The organism is Winogradskyella pacifica (assembly GCF_003386275.1).
Classification (GTDB): Bacteria; Bacteroidota; Bacteroidia; order Flavobacteriales; family Flavobacteriaceae; genus Winogradskyella; species Winogradskyella pacifica.
The window spans coordinates 1-310 of record NZ_QREI01000027.1; positions in this window are offsets into that span (position 1 = coordinate 1).

Sequence of the window (310 nt, forward strand, 5' to 3'; positions counted from 1 at the left end):
TGACGAAGTCTAAAGCTTCTGCGTGTATATTAACCTTATTCCTCTCTTTTGTTCTTTCTAATTTATCCTTAAATTTAATGAATTGTAAACTTAAGCCGTGTATAATTAATTGCTTTGGCAAGTGCTTATTGGGAAAATTCCTTCGGAATTTTCTCGCGTTCGTTTTTGTTTACTAAATTAGTTGCTTAAACACGCAACTAACCATACACAAAACCGTTCTACGCAATTTGACCAAACCAACGAAAATTGTTTTTAAATTCAAATTTTTTAGATTTTTAAGAAAGAAAAGAATAACCGAAATTGAAACTGA